Below are 25,292 nucleotides of genomic sequence, written 5' to 3'. Positions count from 1 at the left end.
TGGTCTACTTTAATCGTATGAAAAACAATGTAACCCGCGACAAATTAATTGATAGTGGCGCCCAGCTGATTAGTCAGCAGGGCTACAACGCGACGGGTATTAATGCCGTTTTAAAGGCCTGCGATGTACCCAAAGGCTCCTTTTATCACTACTTCTCCAGTAAAGAGGATTTCGGGCTGGCGGTGATTGAGCGCTTTGCGGCTACTTATGAAGAAACCCTGGTGGCACTGCTGGAAGATAGTGATACGCCGCCACTTGAGCGCCTGAAACGGTACTTCGCGGCTGGCCGTGACCATATGCACGAGTGCGATCATGCCACAGGCTGCTTGATTGGCAACCTTGGCCAAGAGCTTTCAGGCCAGAGCGACACCTTCCGCGATGCGTTAAACCTCGTGCTGCAGCGCTGGGAACAGCGCTTCGTGCGATGCCTGCAGGATGCACAGGCGCGAGGTGATATTGCCAGCCACACCGCACCCGAGGCGCTTGCCAGCTTTATTCTTACCGGTTGGGAAGGTGCCATTTTGCGTGCCAAAACGCTTAAATCCGTCGAGCCGATGGAGCAGTTTGAAACGATCCTGTTCCAGCAAGTACTGGTACGCCCATCGCCATAGCCAGCGATGGACGTGACGTTGAGCGCGTATTAAAAGCCTTCCAAGACCAGTTTGCCAATCGTGCTGTTGCTCTCAATCAGGGCGTGCGCACGTTTTAAGTTCTCGGCGCTGATGGGGCCCAATACCTCGCCTAGGGTAGTTTTTAGCCGACCGTCATCGACCATAGCTGCTACTTCGCTGAGCAGGTCATGCTGCTTGGCGAGATCGTCCGTCGCGAACAGCGGGCGGGTAAACATCAGCTCCCAATGCAGTGACACGCTTTTCATTTTTAGCTTACGCACATCAATCAGCTCAGGATCATCAATCAGTGCCAGCTTGCCTTGCGGCTTTAACGCCTTAATGATCGCATCAAAGTGGTGATCGGTTTGATTGAGGCTAATCACCATATCCACCTGCTCGTAGCCTGCGGCGATCAGCGCTTCATCCAGCGGCTGGTGATGATCAATCACCGCATCAGCGCCTAATGACGTCACCCATGCTTGGCTTTCGGGTCGGGACGCCGTACCGATCACGGTAATATCGGTGAGCTGTTTAGCAAGCTGAATCAAAATAGAGCCCACGCCACCCGCAGCGCCAACCACTAACAAGGTTTTACCTTGAGTATTGCGCGTGCCCAGCTCCAGCCGGTCAAACAGCAGTTCCCAGGCGGTAATGGCAGTTAGCGGCAGAGCGGCTGCTTGGGCGTCAGAAAGGCTTTTCGGAGCTAGGCTGGCGATGCGCTCATCGACCAGTTGAAACTCAGCGTTAGAGCCCTGGCGAGCAATATTGCCCGCGTACCATACGCGATCACCCGGCTGAAAACGCGTAACAGCGCTGCCAATGGCATCCACAATACCCACTGCGTCATAACCCAGCACACGCGGCTCGCCGCTTTCTAGCAGGGCGCTGTTACGCACTTTGGCATCCACCGGGTTTACGGAAATCGCACTAACTGCAACGCGAATGTCGTGGGCTTCTGGTGCTGGGATAGGTAACTCAATCTCTTGAAGTGCATCAGGATGGTCGATGGCCAGGCTTTGAGTAAAGGCGAACGCTTTCATAGTAGTTCTCTTGTTAACGATAAGTGGCACCATCATGCCCGGATGTTGTTTTATTAAAAAGAACTCTGCTGCGTAATATCAGCGCAGGCTGAATTGATTCGTTATGACATAAGTTAGGAGCTCATCATGTTTGAAGGGTTTGAAAAACAGACGCGCCACGTTAATAGCGTCGAGATCGCTTTTCGAATGGGCGGCAGTGGTCCGGCACTGCTCCTGCTTCATGGCCACCCTCAGACTCACGTGATTTGGCACAAACTCGCAGAGGAGCTTGCCCGGCACTTCACCGTTATCGCAGCCGACCTGCGCGGATACGGCGACAGCAGTAAGCCTGTTGATGACCCCGAGCACCTTAATTACTCCAAGCGTGCCATGGCGAACGATATGGCCGAGCTAATGAGCGCGCTCGGTTTTGAGCATTTCAAAGTGCTGGCCCATGACCGAGGCGCGCGGGTCGCTCACCGTTTAGGGATTGACCACGCTGAGCGCGTAGAGCGTATGGTGCTATTAGATATTGCCCCCACGCTGGCCATGTATCGCGGCACCACGGAGGCCTTTGCGCGTAGCTATTGGCACTGGTTCTTCCTGATTCGCCCTCAGCCGCTGCCGGAAATGTTGATTCAGAGCGACCCTGCCCAATACCTGAAAAGCGTGATGGGCGCCCGCAGTGCCGGTATGGCGCCTTTCTCACTGGAAGCGCTAGCTGAGTATGAACGCTGCCTTGCGCTTCCCGGTACGGCCACCGGTATCTGCGGAGACTATCGCGCCAGCGCCACGATTGATTTAGAACACGATCAGGCGGATATCGACGCGGGCGTAAAAATCACCTGCCCGCTAAAAGTGATGTGGGGCGCCGAAGGGGCCATTGAAGCCTGCTTCGATGCCTTGGCTGAATGGCGCAAGGTAGCCGCCCAGGTAGATGGCAAAGCGCTTCCATGCGGCCACTACATCGCCGAGGAGGTCCCCGAACTACTGCTTGAGGAAGCGCTGCCGTTTTTGCTCGGTGGTGAATAGGCGAATAAAGCGACTGCCCAAGACGAATCGGGTAAAAAACTGGATAATGGCTGCCATTCGCCTACCGGCTTATGTATTTAACCGCCCAGGCACACTCATTACCCCGGACGCCCGCTCATGGAAATCAAAGTTAACTATCTCGACAACCTCCGCCTGGAGGCCAAGTTCGACGATTTTACGGTCATCTCCGACCAGCCAATTCGCTATAAGGGCGACGGCTCGGCGCCTGGGCCGTTTGACTATTTCCTGGCTTCATCGGCCATGTGCGCTGCCTACTTCGTCAAGGTGTACTGCAACGCACGGAATATTCCCACCGAGAATATCCGCCTGTCGCAAAACAACATTGTCGACCCGGAAAACCGCTACAAGCAGATTTTCAAGATACAGATCGAGCTGCCAGAAGATATATCGGAAAAGGATCGCGAAGGCATGCTGCGCTCCATTGACCGCTGCACGGTGAAGAAAGTCGTCCAGACCGGCCCCGAGTTCCAGATCGAAGTAGTCGAAAACATCGACGAAGACGCCCAGGCGCTATTGATGGGCACCCCGGAAGCAGGCAGCACCTATATCGAGGGCAAGGACCTGCCGCTGGAGCAGACCATCGCCAATATGAGCGGGATACTGGCCGACCTCGGCATGAAGATCGAAATCGCCTCCTGGCGCAACATCGTGCCTCACGTCTGGTCGCTGCATATTCGCGATGCGGCTGCCCCCATGTGCTTTACCAACGGTAAAGGCGCCACCAAAGAGAGCGCGCTGTGCTCGGCATTGGGCGAGTTTATCGAGCGCCTGAGCTGCAACTTCTTTTACAACGACCAGTTCTTTGGCGAAGAGATCGCGAATAGCGAATTCGTTCACTACCCCAATGAGAAGTGGTTCAAGCCGGGCCCGAACGATGAACTGCCTGCGGAGATTCTCGACGAGCACTGCCTGGCGATCTACAACCCGGAAGGCGAGCTGTGCGGCTCCAACCTGATCGATACCAACTCGGGCCGCGAAGACCGGGGCATTGTCTCTCTGCCTTATGTGCGCCAATCCGATGGCGAAACGGTTTACTTTCCGTCCAACCTGATCGAAAACCTGTTCCTGAGTAACGGCATGAGCGCGGGCAATACCCTAGTGGAAGCCCAGGTGCAGTGCCTTTCGGAAATCTTTGAGCGGGCGGTAAAGCGGGAAATCCTTGAGCAAGAATTCACCCTGCCGGATGTGCCGCAGAGTGTGCTAGCGAAATATCCCAGCATTGTCGAAGGCATCAACGCTTTGGAAGCTCAGGGGTTTCCGGTGTTGGTCAAAGATGCCTCCATGGGCGGGCAGTTTCCGGTCATGTGTGTCACCCTGATGAATCCGCGCACCGGCGGTGTGTTTGCTTCCTTTGGTGCTCATCCCAGCTTCGAAGTGGCGCTGGAGCGCAGTCTGACTGAGCTACTTCAGGGCCGCAGCTTCGAGGGCCTGAATGATCTACCGCTGCCGACCTTTAACTCACAAACCGTGGCCGAGCCCAACAACTTTGTTGAGCACTTTATCGACTCGGTGGGCGTGGTCTCCTGGCGTTTCTTTAGTGCCAAGCCTGACTTCGAGTTCAGCGAGTGGGATTTCTCGGGCAGCAATGATGAAGAAGCCGAAACATTGTTTGGCATTTTTGAAGAGCTAGGTGCAGAAGTGTACATGGCGGTTCACGAAGATTTGGGCGCGCCTGTCTGTCGCATTCTGGTGCCGGGCTACTCCGAGGTCTATCCCATCGAAGATCTGATTTGGGATAACACCAATAAGGCGCTGGATTACCGCGAAGATATCCTCAATCTGCACCGCCTAGACGACGATCAGCTCACTGATCTGGTTGAGCGGTTGGAAGAGAGCCAGATGGATGACCACGCCGATATCATCACCCTAATTGGTATCGAGTTTGATGAAAACACTGAGTGGGGCCAGCTAACCATTCTGGAACTGAAGCTGTTGGTCTATCTGGCGCTGCAGCGTCATGAAGAGGCGCTGGACTGTGTGCAGATGTTCCTCCAGTACAACGACAACACCGTCGAGCGCGGCTTGTTCTATCAGGCAGTGAATGCGGTGCTGGAAATTGTCCTGGACGACGAGCTGGAACTTGAAGACTATCTATACAACTTCCAGCGCATGTTCGGTGAAGAGACCATGGCGGCTGTTGTTGGCTCGGTGAATGGGGAAGTGCGCTTCCACGGCCTTACACCAACCAACATGCAGTTGGAAGGCCTTGAACGCCACCAGCGCTTGATCGAAAGCTATAAGAAGCTTCACGCGGCACGGGCGGCAAAAGCTAGTATTTAAGCATCAATCAGACACGATGATTATTAACCTACTCTGCTGGTGCTAGTGCATCAGCAGAGTAGGTTGGATGCCTGAAATATAGACTTTTTAGCTTGATGCATGTGAAACGGTAGTTAAGGACTTCCATGAAACACAGAATTATCTTCGCAATTCTTATGTCATTTACGCTATCACTGATCATGTCTGCCTGGATCACATTCGTAAATATTGGTGCGCATTCCAATTTCTTTAGCCTTTGGATGCACGCTTGGTTCTTAGCGTGGCCAGCCGCCGGAATCATCGCGTTTATCAGCGGCCCTTTTATTCATAAGCTAGCCCAACGCATTGCTGAGAAGCTCTGAGTGCTTGGCTATGATTTACTAGCCTTGCTAGAAATAACGCTTAGCGTCGTTACGGTGATGAGTATCAACCCCATGCCAATCATTTGAATAACGTCGAGGCTTCCATCTAAGAGTAAGAAGCCAAATAGGGTTGCGGTGACGGGTTCCACCATTGCTATCATCGAGGCTAGGGCCGGCGCAGTATGTTTCAGGCCGATGATATAAAACACAAACGATAGGCCTGCCCCGAGTACGCCCAGGGTTAAGAACAAGGGCCATTGTGGTGAGCCTAAAACGCTCACGGTTTGGTCAATATCGCTTGGCAATATGAGCACGATGGAAAGCACTGCGAAGGCAATCGAAAGTATGGCTTGGGGGCTGCCATGGGGAGCCGCATATTTAAAGCCGAAAATGAATACCGCGTAGGAGAGCCCCGCGAGTAGCCCAGTTCCTATACCGATCAGGGATAAACCGCTGGCGCCTACTTCGTGAAGCTTTGTCAGCAAGACAATACCAACCATGACGAGAGCGATGGCTGCCCACTTTGAAACTGTGGGTCTTTCAAGCTTTAGCGCAAATGATATGAGATAAACAAACACCGGGGCGCAATACATCAGTGTGGCAGCCACAGCCACGCTACCGTGCTCGATACTTATGAAATAGAAAGAGAAGTTGCCTGCTACCCCTAAGCCTGCGATAGCAGCCCAGAGCCATAACTTACGGTTCGAGAGCCCACTGCTACGTGGTCGAATCAGCAACCAGACAAGTACGAAAAGCAGCCCGACAAACCCACGATAGAATGATACGACGGAAGGAGCCCAGCCACTGTCCATCAGTATGCTGCCAATCCCGCCGGACACTCCCCAGAAAAACGCGGCGAGCGCCACAAACGCAGTACTAATTCCCATTGGTTACTCTCCTTGTAGTCTCGATAAGGCTCCGCAATCCATGCGAAGCTGACTCACTCCATACGAAGCATTTACAGTAATGGTGTAAAGTACTCAAATCGCCAGTTCCCGCTGGCATCTAAACGTACGCCGTCGGTAAGTGTGGCAGACATGCTGTGAAATACGAGCGTTACAGCCACTATCCAAAAAACCAGTAGCACACGGCAATGGCCGTCGTAACACCGGCTAAGTCAGCCACCAGCGCGCAGCCAAGGCCGTGGCGGATACGGGTAATACCGACGGCGCCGAAGTAGACCGCAAGAACATAGAAGGTGGTTTCGGTGCTGCCTTGCATAGTGGCCGCCAGCAGCCCCGCGAAACTGTCGACCCCGAAGGTGTCCATGGTTTCGATCATCATGGCGCGGGCGCCACTACCGGAAAGGGGTTTCACAAACGCCGTAGGCAGGGCATCTACAAAGCGGGTGTCCCAACCGAAGCCCTCGACCAGCCAGCGAATGCCGCTTAGCCCAGCGTCGAGCACGCCGCTGGCACGCAATACCCCAACCGCCACCAGCATGGCAATCAGGTAGGGGAGCAGCGTGATGGTAAAGCTCAGGCCCTCTTTGGCCCCTTCGATAAAGGCGTCATACACCTTTACCCCGCGCAGCGCCCCGACCACCAGAAACATCATCACAATACTAAACAGTGTCAGGTTGCCGACCAGCGTAGAGGCTGCCGCCAGCGCCTGGGCGGACATGCCGGCCAACGTAGTGATTAATAGCCCCAACGCCAAGGCAGCAACCACCAAATAGGCCAGTACCACCGGCTGCCAGAGCTTTAAGCGTTGCATAATGGAAACGGCCAAAAGTCCTACTAGGCTTGACGCGGTGGTGGCCAGCAGAATAGGCAAAAACACCAGGGTAGGGTCGGCAGCGCCTTGCTGGGCGCGGTACATAAAAATCGTAACCGGCAGTAGCGTCAGCGACGAGGTGTTGAGCACCAAAAACAGAATTTGCGCATTGCTGGCGGTGTCGCTACTGGGGTTGAGAGTTTGCAGCGAGTGCATTGCTTTAATGCCGATTGGCGTGGCAGCGTTATCCAGCCCAAGGATATTGGCCGCGAAGTTCATGCTGATTAGCCCCATGGCGGGGTGACCGCGGGGCACCTCAGGCATTAAACGACAGAACAGCGGGTCAAGCACGCGCCCTAGCAGACGAATCAACCCCGCCTTTTCGGCAATTGAAAGAAACCCCAGCCACAACGTCATGGTGCCCAACAGCACCAAAATAATATTGACGCTGACTTCCGCCATATCGAACAGCGACTGCACCAAGCGCGCAAATACCTCGCTATCGCCACCCACCAGCCACTGCCAGAGGGAGGCCGCGAAGGCAGCGACGAAGAAGCTTAACCAAATTCCGTTGAGCATGTGGGTAGGGCATCCTGGGCAGTGAAGCGACGGGTAGTTAAACAGACAACGCCGTTTATCCTAACCAATGAATGCCCGCTCTCGCTAACCCCACAGCGAAAGAAAGAGTAGGTTGTGCTGGTTATACAGTGAAGGCCTTGATTCAGTATCGAGTCAGGGCCTTCACTTTTACGTGCTCCGATAAGTATCTCGGCTATTTACTTGGTCATGGGGTTTCGGCCGGGCTTAGCAGCAGTACCGCTAGTGGCGGCAGGGTCAGTTCCAGGCTGGCAATCTGCCCATGCAGCGGGGAGTCTTCAGCCGTCAGCCGACCCAGGTTGCCCATGTTGGAGCCGCCATAGCATTCTGCATCGCTATTGAGGCGCTCTTCCCAACCACCGGCACGAGGTACGCCCAGGCGATAACCCAGGCGTGGCACTGGTGTCATGTTGGCAACGACCAGCAGCGGCTCACCGGAGGCACTCCAGCGCAACCAGGCAAAGACGCTATTGGTGTTGTCATTGCCCACGACCCAGGTAAACCCCTGAGGTTCGCTATCACATTCGTGCAGGGCGGGTAGCGCCCCGTAACAGCGGTTAAGGTCGCTAAGCAAACGATGAAGGCCCGCGTGGCGGGGCTCAGCGAGCAGCGACCAGTCCAACTCACGGTCGTGGCTCCACTCCCGCCACTGCCCGAACTCACAGCCCATGAACAATAATTTTTTGCCGGGCTGCGACCACATAATGGAGAGATAGGCTCGCAGATTGGCAAACTGTTGCCACTCGTCTCCGGGCATCTTGCAAATCAGTGAGCCTTTACCGTGGACTACCTCGTCATGGGAAATCGGCAGCACGTAGCGTTCGGAGAAAGCGTAGACCATGGGAAAGGTCATGTCGTGATGCGAGTAGGGACGGTATACCGGATCCTTGGCGATGTATTCCAGCGTGTCGTGCATCCAGCCCATATTCCATTTATAGGCAAAACCCAGGCCGCCCTCATTAGTCGGCTGAGTGACACCCGGCCAAGCGGTAGACTCCTCGGCGATCACAATCGTACCGGGGGCTTCCTCGTTGATGACGTCATTAAGATGGCGCAGGAAGTCGATCGTCTCAAGGTTCTCGTGGCCACCAAAGCGGTTAGGTATCCACTCTCCTTCGTTGCGGGAGTAGTTGCGATAGAGCATTGAGGCAACGGCATCGACGCGCAGTGCATCGACATGGAAATGCCGCAGCCAGTGCAGGGCCGAAGCCAGCATAAAACCATGCACTTCCCGTCTGCCCAGGTTGTAGATGTAGGTGTCCCAATCTTGATGGAAGCCCTCAAAAGGGTGCTCATATTCGTACAGAGCGGTGCCATCAAAACGCGCCAAGCCGTGGGGGTCAGTGGGGAAGTGGGCGGGCACCCAGTCGAGAATGACGCCCAGCCCCGATTGGTGGCACTCATCAACGAAGTAGGCGAAATCGGCCGGCTTGCCGAAGCGGGCACTGGGCGCAAACTGGCTTAGAGGCTGATAACCCCAGGAGCCACCAAATGGATGCTCCATGATGGGCAGTAGCTCAACGTGGGTGAACCCCATCTCCAACACATAGGGTATCAAGTGCTCGGCCAGGTCGCGCCAGCTATAGAGCTCGCCGTTGTCGCCGCCATGTTTGCGCCAGGAGGCAGCGTGCACTTCGTAAATGCTCATTGGCCGAGACGGATCATGGGTTTTCCCCCGCTGGGCGAGCCATGCGTCGTCATGCCAAGTAAAGGGCGCGGTGTCGGCCACTACTGAGGCGGTAGAGGGGGGCGGTTCAGTGGCCAACGCGACAGGATCGGCACGTAGACCAATGGCCCCGGTGGCCTCGATAATCTCATATTTGTACGCTTCCCCGGGGCCGAGGCGCGGAACGAATAATTCCCACACCCCGGCGGCGATACGCAGGCGCATGACGTGTCGTCTGCCGTCCCAGCTATTGAAATTCCCCACCACGGAGACGCGTTGGGCATTCGGTGCCCAGACCGCAAAGCGCACACCATCAACGCCTTCCAGAGTCATAGGCTGGGCACCCAGGCAGTGCCCCAGCTGTCGATGATTGCCTTCGCCTAGCAGGTAGAGATCCATTTCGCCCAGTAGCAGGCCGAAACTATACGGGTCCTCGGTTAGCTGTTCGCCTTGGGGCCAGCGAATTCGCAGCAGATAGGGAGCCGCATGGGGTAGTCGGGCAGCGAACAGACCAGGGATTTGCATGCCCGTCAGGCAGCAACGCACACTGCCACCTTCGCGGTCGAGAACATCAACCCCCACTGCGCCGGGTAGGAAGACCCGTAAGAACTGCCCTTTGCCATCACTGTGAATACCGAGGATGGCGAAGGGATCGCGATGGGTTCCTTGCGCTAGATCCCTGGCGTCATCCTCAGTCAACCACAAGCTGCGATCCAGAAGGGGTCGGGTGTGAATAGCATCATTCATGTGGCTCTCCTGGGGTGAGTTGCTCGATGAGAGCGGCTAGGCCGTGCAACGGCACACCCAGCCATTCTGGGCGATTGGCGGCTTCGTAGGCGATTTCATAAGCCGTCTTTTCCAGCACGAACAGATCCACCGCCGCAGCGGCTCCACTGGCTTGCTTCCACTCGTGGGGCATGTCCATGGTGGCCAGCCAATAAGCGTTGAGAAAGGCTTGGCGACCTTTGAGCAGGTACTGTTCCACCACCGCGTGGCTGGTGTCGGTGTGCGTATCGGCGCCTTCATGGTCGCCGGGCCGGGCTTCTTCCACCTTGGCATAGGCGTAGTCGAAGGAGCGCAACATGCCAGCCACATCGCGCAGCGGGCTATCCTTAGCACGACGCTCTTCCAAGGGCCTGGCTGGTTCGCCTTCAAAGTCGATGATGTAGGCATCGTCATGGGCCACCAGTACCTGACCAAGATGCAAGTCGCCATGGATGCGGGTGAGCAAGCTGCCTTCGGCGAGTGCCGCCATCATGTTGATAGCATTCACTAGCGTGGAACGACGCGCCAAAATGGTATCGGCAAGTTGCTGCTCGGCTTCGCTGGCGGTGTTCTTGTGTTGCTCTAGCACGTTCAGCGCTTCCTCAACGCGCTGTGTCACGCGCTGTGTCCAGTGCTGGACATGGGAGGCGTCAGCAACTTCGGGGGCAAATGCTGGGTCGTCGCTGGGCGTCGCCAGCACCATATGTAGCTCACCCAGCCGGCGCCCCAGTGTCGTGGCAAACTCTGCCAACTCCTCGAACGCACCGTAGCGGGCTTCGGCTTTTGACTCGCTTGCGCGTTCGTCGTCTGCCACCGCTTCACGAATGGCCCGTTCCAGCTTGGTGCGCGTCCATGACCAAGCATCGCCCTGATTGTCGATGAAGCCTTGCAGAACCATGAGCGTCTGCGTGGTTCCCTCTTCGAGCCGGGTTACCACGCCGAACAAGGGCACGGTATGCTTAAAGCCCCGCTCAGTCAGGTAACTGCCGATCTCCGCTTCGGGATGAGTGCCCGGCTCCAAGCGTCGAAACAGCTTGAGCACTAATTGATGGTTGATGATCACCGAGCTATTGGATTGCTCGGCACTCTGCTGCACTACCTCAGGATGCTCGGGAAGCGTCAGTTCGGCGAAGGCAGCGGTGGGCAAGAAATGGATTTCTCCTTTCTCATAAGGCAGCACTCTGCCGAGCCGCATGCCTTCCAGTACCGCCAGCGTAAAGGCATCCAGGGTGACGGCATCGGTTAGCAGCCCGACTTCGTGGAAACGACGCACCCGTGCCATGGCGAGCTGTTGCGGTAGAGGATTGCTTTGCTCATCTTCGCTCAGAAAAGCCAGCGGCAGTTGGTAGCGCTCGCTGCCTTGGCCATGTTTGACCTCTAGTTCGCTGAACAGCAGTAAGTGCCCGCCGTGCTCAAGGCTGGCAGTGGCGTGTAAATGGACTTCCTCAATGCGGGCCTGCTTGGCGGCGAACCAACGCCGCTTGGGCAGGTAGCTGGGCAGCGTCTCGCGTTCTAATAACCGCCTGGGCGTCTCTTCAAAAATCTCCTCAAGGCGCTTTTTGATAATCAGCGTAACGAAATCTGGCATGGGCTCTGGTACAGGAACATGCCACTCCGGCATGGCGGTAGCTGGGGCCAGCAAGAACCAGAAAAATCCGTAGGGAGGCAGCGTCAGCAGGTACGCCAGTTTACCCACCGGTGGAAAAGCGCTTCCGCCGACCATTTCTACCGGCACCTGACCGGCAAACGCGGAAAGGTCGAGCTCCACGGCCTGAGCTGTGCTGGCCACATTGGCCACGCATAGCAGTGTTTCTGTCTCGCCATTATCGAGTGTCATCTCGCGTAGGTAGGCGAGAATATGCCGATTGGAGGGGTAGAGCGGCCGCATGGTGCCGCGGCTGAAAGCACGGTGCTGGCTGCGTACCGCCAGTAGCCGCCGCATGTTGCTAAGCAGCGAATGGGAATCGCGAATTTGCGCTTCCACATTCACCGTCTGGTAGCCGTAAAGCGGGTCCATAATGGGCGGCAGCACCAGCTTGGCCGGATCGGCACGGGAGAAGCCGCCGTTGCGATCCACCGACCACTGCATGGGCGTTCGCACGCCGTCACGGTCGCCGAGATAGATATTGTCACCCATACCAATCTCGTCGCCGTAATAGAGCACCGGCGTGCCCGGCATGGAGAGCAGCAAGCTGTTAAGCAGCTCAATACGCCGCCGGTCGCGTTCCAGCAGGGGCGCTAATCGACGACGAATGCCCAAATTAATACGAGCCCGACGGTCGGCGGCGTAGTGATTCCAGAGGTAGTCGCGCTCCTTATCGGTCACCATTTCAAGGGTCAGTTCGTCGTGGTTACGCAAGAAGATCGCCCACTGGCAGGTGGCCGGTATTTCAGGCGTCTGACGTAGAATATCGGTAATTGGGAAGCGGTCTTCCTGAGCCAGTGCCATGTACATGCGCGGCATTAAAGGGAAGTGGAACGCCATGTGGCACTCGTCGCCATCGCCGAAGTAGGGCCGGGTATCCTCGGGCCACTGGTTGGCTTCGGCGAGCAGCATGCGGTCGGGGTAGCGCTCGTCGAGTACCGCGCGGATTTTCTTGAGTACCACGTGGGTTTCGGGCAGGTTTTCGTTGTTGGTGCCTTCGCGCTCGACCAGATACGGTATGGCGTCCAGGCGCAGGCCATCCACCCCCATGTCCAGCCAGTACGCCATGACCTTAAGAATCTCGTCGAGTACCACGGGGTTGTCGAAGTTGAGATCCGGCTGATGGGAGTAGAAACGATGCCAGAAGTAGGCGCCGGCCACCGGGTCCCAAGTCCAGTTGGAGGATTCGGTGTCCAGAAAGATAATGCGCGTGCCGGCGTAGGCCTGGTCGGTGTCCGACCATACGTAGAAATTCCGCTCCGGTGAGCCGGCCGGCGCCTGACGCGCGCGCTGAAACCACTCATGCTGGTCGGACGTGTGGTTGATGACCAGCTCGGTAATCACGCGCAGCCCGCGCTGGTGGGCCTCCTGGATGAAGCGCTTGGCGTCATCGAGCGTGCCGTAGTCAGGGCTCACACCAGTGTATTCGGCGATATCGTAGCCGTCATCGCGCCGGGGTGACGGGTAAAACGGCAGTATCCATATCGTGTTAACACCGAGGCTGACGATATAGTCCAGCTTCTGAATCAAGCCTTCGAAATCGCCGATACCGTCGTCGTTGGCATCGAAGAAGGCCTTCACATGTACCTGGTAAATCACCGCATCCTTATACCAGAGTGGGTCATCGAGGAAATCCATCGCCTCGACGGCGTGTGTTTCGCTGCTGGCATCCATCATTGGCTTACCCTCTCTGCTTTGATCATTAGGTCAAAATTGACATGAACTAGCGGCTTCCAAGCCAAGACCGTTGTTAATAAACCGGGAGCTAGTAAACCGGTAGCTAATAAACTGGAAACTAGTGAACCGGGCGAAGACGCCAAATGGCGAATGGCATGACGGCGGGGTCTAACCGCATCGCTTGCCATTTGCCATGCCAGGTCCATTGACGACCACTCATAAGATCCTCCACATGCAGGGCCGCCTCATCGGGAAGTTCGAATAGCGCCATGGGCAATTCAAATGCGCCCTCCTGAGGCTCGAAAGGATCAAGATTGACGGCGATTAATATGGCCTCGTCGTTTAGCGAAGTGCGCTTGGCGAAGAGCAATAAACGGTCGTTGTGTACTGCATGGAAAGTCAGCCCAAGATGGCTATGCAGCGCCGGATTCTCGCGCCGGATTCGGTTGAGCTGGGCGATCTCATAGATGATGTTGCCGGGGGCGCTATAGTCGCGCAGGCGAAGCTGGTACTTCTCTGAATCGAGGTACTCCTCCTTGCCGGGTACCGGTGCGCCTTCGCAGAGTTCAAAGCCGGAGTACATGCCCCACAATCCTGATCCCATGGTGGCCAGCGCCGCGCGAATCAGGAATCCCGCACGACCGGACGACTGCAGGAAGTAGGGATTGATGTCAGGTGTATTGACGAAGAAGTTGGGTCGATAGCCGTCCCGCAGTGGCGATTCGTTGAGCTGCGTGAAATATTCGGTTAACTCCGCCTTGGTATGGCGCCAGGTGAAATAGGTATAGCTCTGTGTGAAACCCAGCTTGCCCAGGCGCAGCATCATGGCCGGGCGGGTAAACGCTTCGGCCAGGAAAATCACATCGGGGTCACGTTGGCGAATATCGGCAATTAGCCACTCCCAAAAGGGCAGTGGCTTGGTGTGCGGATTATCAACGCGAAAAATCTTCACGCCTTCATCCACCCAGCCTTGAACCACGTTACGCAGTTCAAGCCAGAGTGAGGGAATTGCCTCCTCGGCGTAGAAGTCGACGTTGACAATATCCTGATATTTCTTAGGCGGGTTCTCGGCATAGCGAATCGAGCCGTCGGGCCGCCAGGAGAACCAGCCAGGATGCTCCTTGAGCCAGGGGTGATCCGGTGAACACTGAATGGCAAAGTCGAGCGCTATCTCCAGGCCGTGGTCTTCGGCAACGCGGACCAGATCGCGGAAATCTTCGCGGGTGCCTAGCTCAGGGTGGATGGCCTCATGCCCGCCTTCTTCGCTGCCAATAGCGTAAGGGCTGCCTGGATCGCTTGGCCCAGCGATGAGGGTGTTGTTAGGCCCTTTGCGATGTGCTCGCCCGACAGGGTGGATAGGCGGGAAATAGAGCACGTCAAAGCCCATATCGCGGATCAACGGTAGCCGCCTGTGGACATCCTTGAACGTGCCGTGGCGATTGGGATCGTCGGTTTCCGAACGGGGGAAGAGTTCGTACCAGCTAGCGAAACGTGCTTTTAGACGTTCAACATCTAGCGGGTAGAGGACATCGCTTCGGGTTAAGTGCGGTCGATTATCCGCTTCCTGCATCAATTTAACCGTCTCGCTGCTTAAAAGTAGCGCAACGAGATCGGCTTCTTGTTGAGCAAGGCGAAATTGCTCAAGGATCGCCGCCAGCGACGCATTGAGCACTTCTGCGCTTCGCTCGGCGGCTCGTTCAATTAGCCGTCTGCCTTCCTCGAGTTCAAGCTCAATGGGAACGCCTGCCTGGTGTTTCTTTAGTAGTTCGTGGTGGTAAGTGGCGTAGACATCCCACCAGGCTTCGATAATAAAGCCATGGCGGCCCACCCGCTGGGGCGTAAAGTGGCCCTCCCACACGTCGAGCCCCAATGGCTTTACTTGTCGCATGGGAACGCGCTGTTGCTGCCCCTCATCGTCATGCCAACAGAGCGCAGCTGCCAGCATATCGTGGCCGTCGGCGAAGATCGTCGCTTTGACCACGACCGCTTCATCCACGATCGCCTTGGGCGCAAAGCGCCCTTGATCCAGGGAAGGGGTGATGGCTTCAATGGCAATGCGTGGAGCATGGGTGGCCGCGAGACCATGGCTCTGGTGTTGACTCTGTGCCGGGAGATCCCCGGACGTGGGATAGACAGGTGAACTCATCGCATGCTTCTCCTTGCAGCGCGAAAACGACAACGAAGGTATCCGCGCCGCCTCATGTCTAGGTAACGGCGCCTTCGTCGTGCTGCACGAGCTCTAGCAGGGCCAGTGAGCGACTCTCCATCTTATGTTCTTCACCAAAGCCGCGCTGGAACGGGGCTTCGTCAATGGTTTTGCTGGTGTCGAGACGGCATAACCAGCCGCTGCCGCTCGGTGCTTCGGGGAGTTGAAAAGCGACTGACTCGTGGTGGGCGTTGAAAATCAGCAGCAAGGTGACATCGGCCCCCGCACGGCGTATGCCGGAAGGCTGAGCGCGGCCGTCAAGCAGTAGGCCGAGGGTACGTGATTCGGCATCTTCCCAGCGCTCAACATCCATTTCAGCACCATCAGGGGCCAGCCAAGTCACTTCCTTGAGCCCCATTTCTTCGTTGTATTCACCGGAAAGGAAGCGACCTCGACGTAGGATGGGGTAGCGCAGCCGAAGCTCAATTACCCGCCGCAAATACTCGATCATGGCGTGGGCGTCACCATCGAGGTTCCAATCCACCCAACTGATCTCGTTATCCTGGCAGTAGGCGTTATTGTTGCCTTGCTGGGTGCGTAGAAGTTCATCGCCCGCCAGCAGCATCGGCGTGCCTTGGGAGAACAGCGTGGTGGCGATCAAATTACGGATCTGACGCAGCCGAAGTGCTTGGATATCTTCATCGTCAGTAGGGCCCTCGACGCCATGGTTCCACGATAAGTTGTGGCCATGGCCATCCATATTCTCCTCGCCGTTCGCCTCGTTATGCTTATCGTTGTAGGCCACCAGATCGTAAAGGGTGTAGCCATCGTGGGCAGTGACGAAGTTAACCGAGGCGAATGGCCGCCGTCCGCGCCGTTTGAAGAAATCAGCCGATGCCATTAGCCGGGTTGCAAGCTCCGGTAACTGCCCTTCATCGCCGCGCCAGAAAGCACGCACCGTATCGCGGAACTGGTCATTCCACTCTGCCCAGCCCGGCGGAAAGCCACCGACCTGATAGCCGCCGGGGCCGCAGTCCCAAGGTTCGGCAATCAGTTTGACTTGGCTGAGGATAGGATCCTGGCGGCAGGAGTCGAGAAAGCCGCCTCCCTCGTCAAAGCCGTGGGGTTCGCGGCCAAGGATGGTCGCCAAGTCAAAGCGGAAACCGTCGACACGCATCTCCGTGGCCCAATAGCGCAGCGAGTCCGTGACCATTTGCAGCACACGCTGATGGCTCAGATTAAGGGTGTTACCCGTGCCGGTGTCGTCGATGTAGTAGCGCGGTTCATCGGGCATCAGCCGATAGTAAGAGGCGTTGTCGATGCCTTTAAGAGAAAGAGTGGGGCCTAGTTCGTTGCCCTCGGCGGTGTGGTTGTAAACCACGTCGAGGATGACCTCTAAATCGGCGGCATGATAACGCGCTACCAGCTCTTTAAATTCATTGATGCTCTCACCCGAGATATAGCGCGAATGCGGCGCGAAAAAACCGAGCGTGTTGTAGCCCCAGTAATTGCGCAGCCCCTGCTCTAACAGGCGTTGATCATCAACGAAGGCGTGGATCGGCAGTAACTCAACCGACGAAACGCCAAGCGAGCGGATGTAGTCAACCACATCGTTGACCATCAAACCGGCAAAGGTTCCGCGTAGCGCTTCAGGCACCGCCGGGTGGCGCATGGTGTAGCCGCGCACATGGGTCTCATAAACAATGGTGTGATCCCAAGGCAGCTGTACATCCCGCGAGCGTCCCCAGGTAAAGGCCGGGTCGATCACGCGGCAGCGCGGCATAAACGGTGCGCTGTCACGCTCATCGAAACTTAGATCGCCGTCGGGATGCCCGATGGTGTATCCAAACAGTGCTTCATCCCATTTAACGTCACCCACAATCTGCTTGGCGTATGGGTCGAGTAGCAGTTTATTAGGGTTGAAGCGGTGGCCTTCCTCAGGGGCGTAAGGTCCGTGTACTCGGTAACCGTAAAGCTGGCCGGGGCGGGCGTCGGGCAGGTAACCGTGCCAAACTTCGTCGGTGTATTCGGGTAGTTCAACACACGCCAATTCCTGTTCGCCGGTTTCATCAAACAGGCATAGCTCAACTTTGGTGGCATTCGCGGAGAACAGTGCGAAATTAACGCCTAGCCCATCCCATGTCGCCCCTAACGGAAACGACGATCCTTCGTGAACACGTGCGTGCCGCATAACGCTTGGAGTTTCGTTGGCGGCAACGGACTTATCGCTGTCCCGCGAGGCGTTGCTTGTACTCATTGCATTCATCCTTGAGCCATTCGGGCACTTGGGAGTTGGCTAACGTTTAACGTCTGTTTTTTCACGACATCTTTAACAACTAACTATCGGGGTCGCTTGCCTTGGGCGGGTTGGTTTTCTTCGCCTTTGGCGTCGCTTTTTTCACTGTCTTGGCATCTGTCTTTTTAGCCGTTGCCGTCTTACCGGCTTTCTTAGCTGTGGTCTTGGCTGTTGTGCTCGTGTTTTTGCTAGCGGCCAGCGGGTCGCTGCTACGACGCGGGTGACGAGTACGTGCCACCGTGGCGGACTCTTCAGGCAGCGGTTCCATAGAGTTCGCTGTATCTTCAGGGTCGGTGGGTGTCTGGGGCGGATGCCCACGATCCTGAACCGGCACGTCCTGCCCTATGAACGTGTCGTCTCGAAAGGGAGCTTCATCGAAGGCCGGGTCGCCGTCGGGATCTTCCAGCGGTAAACGGTTCTCCTGGATGCCTACCTCATCCTCCTCCAGCGGCAAGTCCTCCTCCAGAATGGGGGTCTCGTCCACTGGTTCGCCGACTTCTTCCAGGTCGGCGTCATTACCGGCTGCTTGCTCCGCGGCAACGATCTTTAACGCTCTATCCCAGTGGCGCTGCTGCTGGCCTTCGGGGCGTCCTTCCGCTTCCCAGATGCTGTAGGCCAGTTGCCGCACGCGTTCTTCGTCAGTCATCTCAGCTCTCCCAGTGTGCTTTTCAATGTTTAGCAAAGTCAGTGTTTAGCAAAGTTGATCAGTGGTTGCGGTAACTCAAGCGCTCTCCTCAGTGACGTCATCACGCAGGAAAACCCCAATGGGGAACTCCTTGAGCAGCGTCCCGATGGGAATGCTCTGGTCACCTACCGTAAGAGAGGTCGCTGCCAATACCCCTTGCCAAACACCGGACTCCAGCTGGAGAGAAGTATTTTTCCAGTGGTGTGGAGGGATATGCGGATGCTCGGCATCGGCAAGCAGGGCAGACGTTAGCCTGGGTACCACTACTAGCAGTTGGTAACCGGCGTGTTGCCGAGTAAATGCCATCAAGTGATCGGCATGCTCACCCGTTGCTGAAAGCGGGCGATAATCGCCACGCATAAACAGCTGCGGGTAGCGTTGGCGTAACGTCAGCAAGCGAGCGATGAGCGCTTGTTTTACGCGTCCATCACGCCACGTGGATAGCGCTTCAGTGGGCGTCAGCGACGCTTCCAGTGCTGCCTTACGCGCTGCATGGTCGACGGGGCGACGGTTGTCAGGATCTACCAGGCTGTCTTCCCAGAATTCACCCCCCTGGTAGAGGTCGGGTACGCCGGGTACGGTCAGGCGCAGCGCTGTCTGTACTAATCCGTTGAGGGCGCCCGGTAGGTCGATAGTGCGCGCTGCCTCTGCAATGGAATCGCGCAGGGCAGGCGTTGTCAGTAACTCTTCCAGGAACGCTTGAGAGGCCGACTCATAGCTATCATCTGGCCATAGCCAATGGCTGCGTAACTTGGCTTCACGCAGCGCTTTTTGCTGCCATTGAGTGAGCCGTTGGAAAAACGTATGCATCGCGTCGCTATTCCGCGGAACAAGCGTTGGCGACCAAGCGCCTAGCAGCACTTGGTAGAGAATCAGTTCATCGCCCGGCGAGGGGGCGGGGCCATCGGGCAACGAGCGGCGCAGTGGCGCTGCTAGCCGCCGCCAATGTTCCACTTGCGTTGCAAAGTAGGTGGCGTGTTCACTGAGGGCGGCCAGCCGCGCACGAACGTCCTCGCCACGCTTGTGATCGTGGGTAGCGGTGGTCACCATGGAGCGAGGAAACTCGCGGGCGCGCCGGAGATTCGCCGCGTGAAAGTGCTCAGGAGAATGGCTGAAGTGCTCGCCATCAAAACCCACATCGTTACGCGAGATTAATACGGCACTGCGATAACCCGCCGTGTCCTCTACTGCCTTGGCTGCGACCGGTGAAGTGAGCTGCTGGAAGCGCACAATGGCGCGCTGGCGCAGTCGGCGCTCGTCATCCTTAGTAATATCGCAAGGCGCTTCGCCGCCTAACCAGCGTTCTAACGCCTCGAGCACCGCAATATCTGGCGGATTTAGCGCTTGCCGAGCACCTCGCATCGCCTGAGCAAAGAAGGGAGCATCGGCCTCTGGGCGCCCGGCCTCATCGGCATAGCTGCGATAGATGGGGAAGTGAACGATTAATGCTTCCAGTGCCCGGCTGATGGCCGCTAGGCTAATATCGCGACTGGTAAGCTGGGCGCGAGCGACGGCATGCAGAGCGTTGGCACAGGCATTGAATTCGCTGGCCAGCAGTGACGTCAGTATTTCACGCCTAGCCAGACGTACCTCCGCTGAAAAATCACCATCACGGCCACTGATCTCCTGCCAAAGCGCGCGCAGTGGTGCGACGCTGGTTGGGTCGTGCTGTATTCCCGAGACCTCGTTCATAAACTCATAACCGCTGGTACCGTCCACTCCCCAGTCGTCATGTAGCGTTTCGCCATCGCCCAGAATCTTTTCTACATAGAGAGCAATTTGGTGAGGCACATCGGACGGTCGCTTGGCCTGCAATTCATCCAGGCGCTGGCGCAGCTTGAGGCAATAACCGCGAGGGTCGGCAAGCCCATCGACGTGGTCGACCCTTAAGCCGTCGATCCAGCCCGCTTCGACCAAACGGAACGGCAGGGCGTGAACGGCCTCGAACACTTCCGGCACTTCAACGCGTAGCCCGCCCAGTTCGGTGACATCAAAGAAGCGCCGCCAGTTGATCTCATCAGAGGCGGTGCGCCACCACGCCAGGCGGTAGTGCTGGCGTTCAAGCAAGTTATGCAGGCGAATGGCACCGTTAGGGTTGGCGCCGTCAAACAGTGGCATGAGCTCATCGAGTGACTGACGGGCAGCGGGGGATTCCATCACCTTATTTAGCTGGTAACGCACATCGTCAGCGGCGGTATAGGCGTCATCACGTTGCAGAAGGGCATCGAAAAAAGCTGCTTGTTCGTGCAGCACGTTATGTTCAGCAAAGCGCAATATATCGCCGTAATGACGTGGGTCGATGGGAAAGCGGTGCTCGTGATAGTCAACATGGAAGCCAGCCGTATCGACGTCGTAGCTGAGTTCTAGTTCGCCTGAATGAAGTATCTCGGCGTAAGGGTCCCCCAAGAACGGCACAAGCAGCTTTCCGGCTAGCGAGGAGTCCGCGTGATCGAAGTCAATATCGAAAAAGTCGGCGTAAGGGCTCTCTTTCCCCCAGGCCAGCACGTCTTGCCACCAGCGGTTTTGTGAGCCACCCACTGCCAGGTGATTAGGGACAATATCAAGTATTAGCCCCATACCGCGCGAGCGCAGCCGTGACACTAAGCGCTCAAGCGCTGCCTCGCCGCCTAACTCGGGGTCGATTCGCGTTGGGTCGATGCCGTCATAGCCATGGGTTGAACCGGTACGTGATGCCTGTAGCGGTGAGGCATAAATATGACTGATCCCCAAGCTGGCATAATAGTCTACCCACTGCTCGGCATCCGCTAGGGTAAAGTCGCGGTGAAACTGCAACCGCACAGTGGCGAGGATTTCATTCATGGGTCGATTTTCCAAATTGGCCGGATCGTGATGGTTTGCCTTGGGAGATGGCTTTGCGTGTATGTGCCAGCGCCGCTAGCCGTTGACGAACCTCATCGGATGTCAGCAAGTCATTGGCATGGGATGCCCAGCGCCGCCGCCAATTAGGGTGCTCATCTAACGTACCCGGTAAGTTGGCTTGCTCCTCAAGCCCCAGCGCGTCCTCAACCGGGAGTATGAGTAATGGCGCAGGGGTGCCGGCCAGGTGGCGCGTGCAGGCATTGAGTACCTGCGAGGCAGGAATGTCAGCCGCTTCTAGTGTCTCGGTGGTGGGCGTCGCGCCTAGCAAGCCCAAGGAGCTGGCTAGCTTGGCACGCTCCTGACGCCTGGCTAGCTGTTCGCTCTCGGCGCTCTGCGTTTCCTTGAGTAACCCCAAGTGGCTGCGCCATTCGATATCGCGCCCCGCCCACCAACCTGCCACGGTGGGCAGGTCATGGGTCGAGGTGGTTGCTATGGCGTTGGGTTTCCAGTTGCTGGCGGGAAGGTAGTTGTGCGCCTCATCCTGCTCGAACCACAGCACCTGCATGCCCAATATGCCGCGTGCGGTAAGGCGTTCGCGAAAGCCAGGTGCGACGGTGCCCAGGTCTTCCCCAATCACGATGGCACGATGCCGCCAGGACTCTAGTGCCACTAGTCGCAGCATGTCGTCCAGGGGATAACTGAGGTAACCGCCTTCAAAAGGCGGCGCGCCCTGAGGAATGAGCCATAATCGCATTAAGCCAAGTATATGATCGATCCGCACCCCGCCAGCGTGGGCGAAGGCACTGCGTAGCATGTCAATGAAGCTACGAAAGCCTGAGCGCTTCAGACCAAAAGGCGAGAAAGCAGCGAGGCCCCAGTCCTGGCCATTGGCATTGAATAGGTCGGGTGGGGCGCCGATCGAGACACCTTCCAGCATATCTGTTGGGCGGCTCCATGTTTGGCTGCCTCTGGCATCCGCCCCCACCGCCAAGTCAGTGATCAAGCCGATCGCCATACCCCTCTCGCGGGCGGTACGCTGGGCACGGGCTAGCCCATCGGCGGTTAACCACTGCAAGAACGCATGAAAACCTATTTCATCGGTACGGGTTTCGGCGAAGTGAGCAAGCGTCAAACTGGCTGGGTCGCGAAGCTCTTCAGGCCAGTCTCGCCAATCGCCGGGGCCGAGTTCTCTCTGCAGAGCTTCAAAGCGGCAATGATCTTCCAGCAGTTCACCGCCCGCACGGCGGAATGCCTGCATCTCTTGGTGGAGGGCTTGGGCCTCATAATCTTCACGTTCCATGAAATCATCGTAGAGATAGCGCAGCCAGGAGAGCTTGACGCGGGCTGCTTCGGGCCAGTCGAGGTAGTCATCTGCTTCCAGTCGGCGCAACTCAGCCTGAAGCCCATTGCGGGCCTGAGCCTCATGGACGCAGGTTTCGCCCAGCAGAGTTTCCGCAGCACTATAAAGCACGTTATAGAGGAGCCGTGTGGAGGGGGAGTAGGGGCTGTAGCGCTCAGGGTCGGCGCTAAACATGGCATGGGTAGGGCTGATCGCCAGAGCATCGGCGCCTTGCTCGGCTGCATGCACAACGCACTGCTCCAGCGCCAAGGTGTCGCCGATTCCACCATCTCCGGGGCGCCGCAGCGCGTAAAGCTGTGCCGCCAATCCCCACATCCTGGGCGTAGACTCGCCGCTGGCGTCACTAAGCGAATAGCACTGGTGAGGTGCGACGGCCAGGGTCAATTCAGTATCGGCTATCTGCAACCGGTGATAGCCAATCTCGGTAACACTGGGCACCGCACCGTCATCGTCAAGGTAGCCTTTTTGAGAACCGCCTTGCTCAAGCTGCAATGTAAACGCGGTGCCGGGAGATAGCGGCGAGGGCAGCATGATCGGTGTGCCACAGTCGGCGGTAAGCAGCGGTGGCCATTCTGCAGGGCTTTGCGGCGCATTCAGACGTTTCAGGCGTTGCAAGCCTTCCTCCATGGCGGACTCACTGGGCGTTGAATAGCCCAGTACTTCCAGTAAGTTACGCTGAACCTGCTCAGAGAGCTGGCAGGGCTCGCCGTCGCTATTTTCCCACTCAAGCAGTAAACCTGCCGCGTCGGCTAGCTCCCTTAGCAACGCTTTCATTCGCACACCTCCTCTTCACCGGGGTTATCGCGCAACCAGGCAGCCGCAGTGCGGGGAGGCAGCCTGCCACTCTCGGCGGCCTTTGCGGCTCCTTCGCTGGTTTCATAAAGTAGCTGACCTACTCCCAGCCCGGGCGTGGCCACCGACTGCTGGCTAAGATTGAGCGCTATCATCAGCTGTGTGTCGTCATTCATCCGCCAGCGAGCGAGTACTGCTTTGTCGCCTAGCACTTTTGCACCTAGTGCTTCGGCGCAAGCTAAACGCGGCACAATATGCAGGTGGCGCAGCGCTAACAGGGTGCGATAGCGCGCAAGGCAAGCGGAATAAGGAGTTGTTTCCCGCATTGAAAAATCGGGAATAGAGGCTTCAAAAGTGGTTAGTGCATTTGGATCAGGTATTTGCTCGCGGCTCTGTTCGTCGAAAAAAGCGCTGAAGTCGGCAAACTCTGCCCGTCTTCCTTCACGAACCGCTTGGGCGAGTTCCTCATTGTGTTCGGTGAAGAATAGGAATGGCTGCGTGGAGCCCCACTCTTCGCCCATAAATAGCAGCGGGATCATGGGTGACAGCAGCAGTAAAACCTCAGCGGCAGCCAGTGAGTCGGCATCAGTTAGCACACTTAACCGCTCGCCGAGGGCGCGGTTGCCGGTCTGATCATGATTTTGGAGAAACGCGACGAAGGCTGTCGGCGGCAGATGGGCGCTGGGCTCTCCTCGGCAATGACCATGACGCGATGTATGGCCCTGAAATATAAAGCCTTCACTGAGACAGCGGGCCAAGCGGGGGGTAGCGTCATCGACAAAGTCGCCGTAATAGCCTTCCTGCTCGCCGGTCAGCAATACATGTAAAACGTTGTGCCAGTCGTCGTTCCACTGGGCAGTAAACTGCTGTTGGTTGAGTAGGCTGGCGGTATTGCCTTCGTTCTCCAGTACCAGATGAACATGCCGCTCGGGGGCTATTCGCGCACGTATTGTTTCGGACAGCTCGACCAGGAAGTCCTGCTCGCTAATGGCGTGGACAGCATCGAAACGCAAGCCATCCAGTTGGTACTCCTCAAGCCACATCAAGGCGTTATCAATGAAGTAACGGCGTACCATCGGTTGACGAAAATCGATGGAGGGCCCCCAGGGCGTGACGAGATCCTTTCGGAAGAAAGCGTCGGCGTAGTTGGCTAAGTAGTTACCGTCGGGACCGAAGTGGTTGTACACAACATCGAGAAACACCATCAAACCATAGGAGTGGGCTTCGTCGATCAAGGCTTTCATGTCATCGGGGCTGCCATAGGAGGCTTCAACCGCGTAGGGGAGCACGCCGTCATAGCCCCAATTACGCGCACCGGGAAATTCTGAGACCGGCATCAACTCAATGGCGGTGATACCCAATTCAGCTAGATGGGGGAGGTGTTGGCGCACGCCTTTAAAACCACCCAGGGTGCCGACATGCAATTCGTAGAGCACGGTTTCATGCCACGGACGTCCTTGCCAGTCGACATTTTCCCACTGGTAGTGACTTGGGTCGATCACCACACTGGGACCGTTGATATCCCCGGCCTGGGCGCGGGCAGCGGGGTCGGGAACCACGCTGCCCTGCTCATCACCCTCATCGTCTTTCTCATTAAATATACGGTAGCGGTAGCGAGCACCGTGCCCACAGGCTACTTCGGCCGTTGCGCACCCGTCATCGCTTTTATCCATCGTGACACTGGGCAGCCCCTCAACCTCTACATCAACCCGGTGAGCGCTCGGCGCCCAGAGCACGAAGCGTGTTAAACCTTCCTCGACGACCTGTGCGCCGAAGGTGGGTTGGAACGCTTGTTTTTTTTGGAGCCGTGGCCTTTCAAGCAT

At 57.0% G+C, this 25,292-nt stretch carries 15 protein-coding genes; 4 read left to right on the top strand and 11 right to left on the bottom strand.

Translation table 11 applies throughout. The features are described from left to right. Window positions 1-17: 17 nt before the first annotated feature. Window positions 18-611, top strand: a complete 594-nt coding sequence (locus MLE19_RS13715) for a TetR/AcrR family transcriptional regulator (RefSeq protein WP_240718730.1) — start codon at window positions 18-20, stop codon at window positions 609-611. A gap of 29 nt (window positions 612-640) precedes the next feature. Here MLE19_RS13715 and MLE19_RS13710 read toward each other — a convergent pair whose 3' ends face one another. Beyond that, entirely contained in the window at window positions 641-1,651 is a 1,011-nt protein-coding gene (locus tag MLE19_RS13710; protein ID WP_240718728.1) for a zinc-binding alcohol dehydrogenase family protein, read from the bottom strand. A 126-nt stretch (window positions 1,652-1,777) separates the two neighbouring features. Here MLE19_RS13710 and MLE19_RS13705 point away from each other — a divergent pair, with 126 nt between their 5' ends. The 3 genes from MLE19_RS13705 (at window position 1,778) to MLE19_RS13695 (ending at window position 5,304) form a co-directional block, all read left to right on the top strand. Beyond that, entirely contained in the window at window positions 1,778-2,662 is an 885-nt protein-coding gene (locus tag MLE19_RS13705) for an alpha/beta fold hydrolase (protein WP_240718727.1), read from the top strand. 117 nt (window positions 2,663-2,779) lie between these two features. Continuing rightward, the gene (locus tag MLE19_RS13700) at window positions 2,780-4,963 is read left to right on the top strand and encodes an OsmC domain/YcaO domain-containing protein (protein ID WP_240718726.1); all 2,184 of its coding nucleotides are present in this window, start codon (window positions 2,780-2,782) and stop codon (window positions 4,961-4,963) included. Window positions 4,964-5,088: 125 nt separating this feature from the next. Beyond that, complete coding sequence (locus MLE19_RS13695; RefSeq protein WP_306420917.1) at window positions 5,089-5,304, top strand: DUF2798 domain-containing protein; 216 nt, start codon at window positions 5,089-5,091, stop codon at window positions 5,302-5,304. 8 nt (window positions 5,305-5,312) lie between these two features. Here MLE19_RS13695 and MLE19_RS13690 read toward each other — a convergent pair whose 3' ends face one another. The 10 genes from MLE19_RS13690 to treZ all read right to left on the bottom strand — a co-directional run bounded on the left by MLE19_RS13690 (window position 5,313) and on the right by treZ (window position 25,292). After that, window positions 5,313-6,191, bottom strand: coding sequence for a DMT family transporter (locus MLE19_RS13690; protein ID WP_240718725.1), 879 nt, complete (start codon window positions 6,189-6,191; stop codon window positions 5,313-5,315). Between the two features lie 178 nt (window positions 6,192-6,369). Then, entirely contained in the window at window positions 6,370-7,599 is a 1,230-nt protein-coding gene (locus tag MLE19_RS13685) for a spore maturation protein (RefSeq protein WP_240718724.1), read from the bottom strand. Between the two features lie 205 nt (window positions 7,600-7,804). Next, window positions 7,805-10,030 (bottom strand): 1,4-alpha-glucan branching protein GlgB, encoded by a 2,226-nt coding sequence (glgB, locus tag MLE19_RS13680; RefSeq protein WP_240718723.1) that lies wholly within the window; start codon window positions 10,028-10,030, stop codon window positions 7,805-7,807. Further along, complete coding sequence (gene treS / locus MLE19_RS13675; RefSeq protein WP_240718722.1) at window positions 10,023-13,370, bottom strand: maltose alpha-D-glucosyltransferase; 3,348 nt, start codon at window positions 13,368-13,370, stop codon at window positions 10,023-10,025. Before treS ends, glgB begins: the two co-directional genes overlap by 8 nt. Before the next feature lie 118 nt (window positions 13,371-13,488). Then, complete coding sequence (locus MLE19_RS13670; protein WP_240718720.1) at window positions 13,489-15,516, bottom strand: alpha-1,4-glucan--maltose-1-phosphate maltosyltransferase; 2,028 nt, start codon at window positions 15,514-15,516, stop codon at window positions 13,489-13,491. A 58-nt stretch (window positions 15,517-15,574) separates the two neighbouring features. Continuing rightward, window positions 15,575-17,773, bottom strand: coding sequence for a glycogen debranching protein GlgX (gene glgX, locus MLE19_RS13665; RefSeq protein WP_240718719.1), 2,199 nt, complete (start codon window positions 17,771-17,773; stop codon window positions 15,575-15,577). 79 nt (window positions 17,774-17,852) lie between these two features. Next, window positions 17,853-18,458: a DUF2934 domain-containing protein gene (locus MLE19_RS13660; RefSeq protein ID WP_240718718.1), complete on the bottom strand. Its 606-nt coding sequence runs from the start codon at window positions 18,456-18,458 to the stop codon at window positions 17,853-17,855. 75 nt (window positions 18,459-18,533) lie between these two features. Next, the gene (gene treY, locus MLE19_RS13655) at window positions 18,534-21,317 is read right to left on the bottom strand and encodes a malto-oligosyltrehalose synthase (RefSeq protein WP_240718716.1); all 2,784 of its coding nucleotides are present in this window, start codon (window positions 21,315-21,317) and stop codon (window positions 18,534-18,536) included. Next, entirely contained in the window at window positions 21,310-23,451 is a 2,142-nt protein-coding gene (gene malQ, locus MLE19_RS13650) for a 4-alpha-glucanotransferase (RefSeq protein WP_240718715.1), read from the bottom strand. Before malQ ends, treY begins: the two co-directional genes overlap by 8 nt. Continuing rightward, window positions 23,448-25,292 carry a malto-oligosyltrehalose trehalohydrolase gene (gene treZ, locus MLE19_RS13645; RefSeq protein WP_240718713.1) on the bottom strand — a complete coding sequence of 615 codons (1,845 nt, stop codon included), beginning with the start codon at window positions 25,290-25,292 and terminating at the stop codon, window positions 23,448-23,450. The genes malQ and treZ overlap by 4 nt, the downstream gene beginning before the upstream one ends.

Origin of the sequence: Vreelandella neptunia (assembly GCF_022489065.1) — a bacterium.
Lineage (GTDB): Bacteria > Pseudomonadota > Gammaproteobacteria > Pseudomonadales > Halomonadaceae > Vreelandella > Vreelandella neptunia_A.
The sequence above is the reverse complement of the archived record's forward strand: the minus strand, read 5'-3'. Positions and strand labels throughout refer to the sequence as shown.